General features: G+C 76.8%; 1 protein-coding gene. It reads left to right on the top strand.

Annotated features, from left to right (window positions below):
• Positions 1 to 212: 212 nt before the first annotated feature.
• Positions 213 to 2,987, top strand: a complete 2,775-nt coding sequence (locus ACZ4FV_RS51590; protein WP_465328348.1) for a BTAD domain-containing putative transcriptional regulator — start codon at positions 213 to 215, stop codon at positions 2,985 to 2,987.
• Positions 2,988 to 3,461: the final 474 nt, after the last annotated feature.

The following is a 3,461-nucleotide window of genomic DNA, read 5'->3' as shown; positions in this document are numbered from 1 at the left end:
GCCCCCCTCTCCTCTGTGCCGCCCCCCCCCCCCTCCCCCCCCCCCCCCCCCCCCCCCCCCCCCCCCCCCCCCCCCCCCCCCCCCCCCCCGCCGCCACGCCCGCCCACACACACCGACCACCGGGAATCTCCCAACCGGCGACGCCCGTCGACCGACACGCCCCCGCCCCCGCGCCCGCGTCCGCCGGCGAGCAGTACTCCGCCGCCCGCCTGATGCCTGCCCGCAGCGCCGTGGTGGGGCCGCCGGTGCCGTACACCGTGCAACGCGGCGACACCCTGTGGGACATCGCCCAGGAGCGTCTGGGTGATCCTCTGCGCTGGCCGGAGATCTACAAGCTCAGCAAGACCCTCCCGCAACCCGACGGCGCTCGGCTGGGCGATCCGGACCTGATCGAGCCGGGCTGGGTCCTGCACCTGCCCGCCGACGCGACCGTGCCCGCCGCGGACACCCCCGCCCCGGAGCAGGTACCGCACACGCCGACCGCGCCTGCCACGCCCGAGACCGCGCCGCCGAATCCCGCGCAGCCGGGTGACGTTGCCGTGCCTGCCGCGCCGCCGCCGGGGTCGACCGGGCCCGCGTCGCCGGCTCCGGCCGCCGAGTCCCCGCACCGGTCCGAGCCGACCACCGCGCCCGGCGAGCACCTTCCCGCTCCGGCCGCACCTCCCGCCCCGGCCGCACCTCCGGCCGCGTCTCCGGCTCCGGTCGAGGTTCCGATTCCGACGGCGACTGCGGATGCGCCCGCCGCCACCGCGCCCGCCGTGTCTCCGTCGGCGGCTCCGCCCTCGGACGATCGCGAGGACGAGGGTCGTCCGGTGGGGATCGAGGTGGGGGAGGCGGGTTTCATCGGGGTGACGTTCGCGGCGGGGATCGCGGCGGCGTTGGTGTTCGCCCGCGCGCACAGGCGTCGCCGGCACAAGGTGGGGGACGCGGAGCCGCCGCCGTTGGCGGGGATCGTCCGCGAGGCCCAACACGCCCACCTGTGGGCCCGGACAGCGGACCCCACCACCGAGGCCCCCGACCCGGACGAGCCGGCCCACGACACCCCCGCATCGGCCGACGCGGCCCCGCGCCGCCCCCTGCCCGCGGCGCCGCAGCCCGCGGCGGCGATCACCGTCGGGGTGCGCGGCCGCCGTGAGCTCACGGTGTGGGACGTGACGTCCGGCAGTGGTCTGGGTTTGACGGGGCCGGGTGCGTTGGGGGTGGCTCGGGCGGTGGCGATGAGCGTGGCCACCGCGGCCCAGCGCACCCGCCCCGACCCGCCCCCCGCCCGGCTGCTGCTCACCGCCGCCGACGCCGCGATCGTCCTCCCCGACCACGACCACGAACCGCTGCGTGAGGGTGGGCCGTTGCGGATCGTCGCCGACCTGGACACGGCCCTGGACGAGGCCGAGGCACACCTGCTCACGCACCGCCGCGCCACCGACGCCCAAGACGGCGAGGACGGCGAGGCGGCCGAGGCGGCCGAGGCCGGGCCGGGCATGCTCATTGTGCTCACGCGTGCGGACCGCCGGTGTCACCCCCGCATGCGGGCGATCGCCGCGCACGGCAGCGAGGGGGGAGTGGCGGTCCTGACGCTGGGGACCTGGCCCGGGGCGAGTTGCCACATCCAGCCGGACGGGACCCTGACCCGCACGGCGAGCACCGTCGGCCCGCCGGTGCGGTTCTTCCACCTCGACCCCGACCACACCCGCGACCTCCTGGACCTGCTGCGCGCGGCCCACGGCCACGCACCGGGTGGCCCGACCGGCCCGCGCCCGCGCCGGACGACGTCGGCGCCCGGTCCCACCGCCGGTCCGCGTCCGAGCATCCGCCCCAGATCCCCGCGCCGCGGGGCCACGTCCACGATCGTGGTGAGCCTGCCCACGACGACCGAGACACCCGAACCCCCATACCAGGCCCCGACCAGGCGAACGCAGACCCACGGAACCGCCGTCGAGGCCGACGCCGACGGGGCCGACGCGGAGGCCGATTCGGAGCTCGACGCGGACGCCGAGGTCCCGACCGGTGCCGGCGTCGAGTGCGACGCCGACGTCGCCGGGCAGACGGTGGACGTCCCGGAAGGTGACGAGACCGGGAACGACGGCTGCGGGATCGAGGTCTCCCCAGCAGACCCAGACCCAGACCCAGACCCGGACCCAGACCCGGGCCCAGCCCTTGACCCAGACGCGGACGCGGATGCGCTCCCGGGGTCGGCCTCGCGTTCCGCGGATCCTGCGGTGGTGCTGCGTGTGTTGGGGAAGTTCGGGATCGACGCGGGCGGCGTACCTATTTCGCTGGGGATTTCCTTGAAATCGGGCGTCAGGGAATTCCTCGGCCTGTTGGCCGTTTATCCGAATGGAATTCGGGCGGAGGAATTGGCGGACAAATTGAATGCGCCGATCGATCCTGTCGACTCGCGGCGGGAGATGGCCAACGTCCGCAGGTCCGCCCGCAAGATCCTGGGCCGGGCGGGCGCGTCCGTGGGGGCGGGTTCCGCCGTGTTCTTCTCGCGCTCCGCCGAGCACTACCTGCTGGCGGCCGATCAGATCACCAGCGATGTGCGGATCCTCACCACCGCGCTGCGCGAGGCCGCCAACACCCCCGACCCGATCGTGGCGGCGGCGGCGTGGGAGCGGGCGATCGCCGTCTACCGCGGGCCCTACCTCGAGGGCTCCCCGTACCCGTTCACCGACGAGATCCGCGAGAGCCTGCACCACCGGGTCGTCGACGCCCACACCCGCCTGGCCGAACACCACGCCACCCGCGGCGACACCGACCGCGCCCTGGACCTGCTCGCCCGCGCCATCGACCTCGACCCCGCCAACGAGGCCCTGTACCAGAGCGCGCTGCGCCTGCAACTGGCTGCCGGGCGGGCGGACGCCGCGGTGCGCACCCTCGCGGCGCTGCGCCGCGCGTTGGCCGAGATCGACGCCGAGCCCGACCCGGCGACCCTCGAACTCCTGGCCGCCGCGGACGTGCCGGACTCGGCGCGTCGGGCGGCGTCGTGACCGGACCCGGCGGCCGGGTGGGCCGCGCACCCCCGGACCGTTCGGGCGTCGCCTGGCCCGTCGCCTGGCCCGTCGTGTCCCCCGTCGCGCTTGGAAACGACGCCCCCCGAACACGGGAACCGCCAGGTCGGCGGCCTTTGCGCACCCTCGAGGGTGCGCAGCCTGTATATGGGGTTCATCGTCAGTAACCCCAATCCACCCCCGGCGGCCCGGCCCCCTTCTCCTCTCACCTCACGTCCCCCGGTTCCCGTCCCTCCTTGTCCTCGTATCCGACTTTCCCGCTCTCCTCCCTCCGTCCTCCCGTCCTGCTCTCCTCCTGTCCGGCCCCGGCCCCGGCCCCGCGCCCGCGCCGGCCCCGGCCCCGGCCCCGCGCCCGCGCCGGCCCCGGCCCCGCGCCCGCGCCGGCCCCGGCCCCGCGCCCGCGCCGGCCCCGGCCCCGCGCCCGCGCCGGCCCCGGCCCCGCGCCCGCGCCGG

The organism is Embleya sp. NPDC025285 (assembly GCF_055558835.1).
This window is presented reverse-complemented; position numbering and strand designations above follow the sequence as displayed.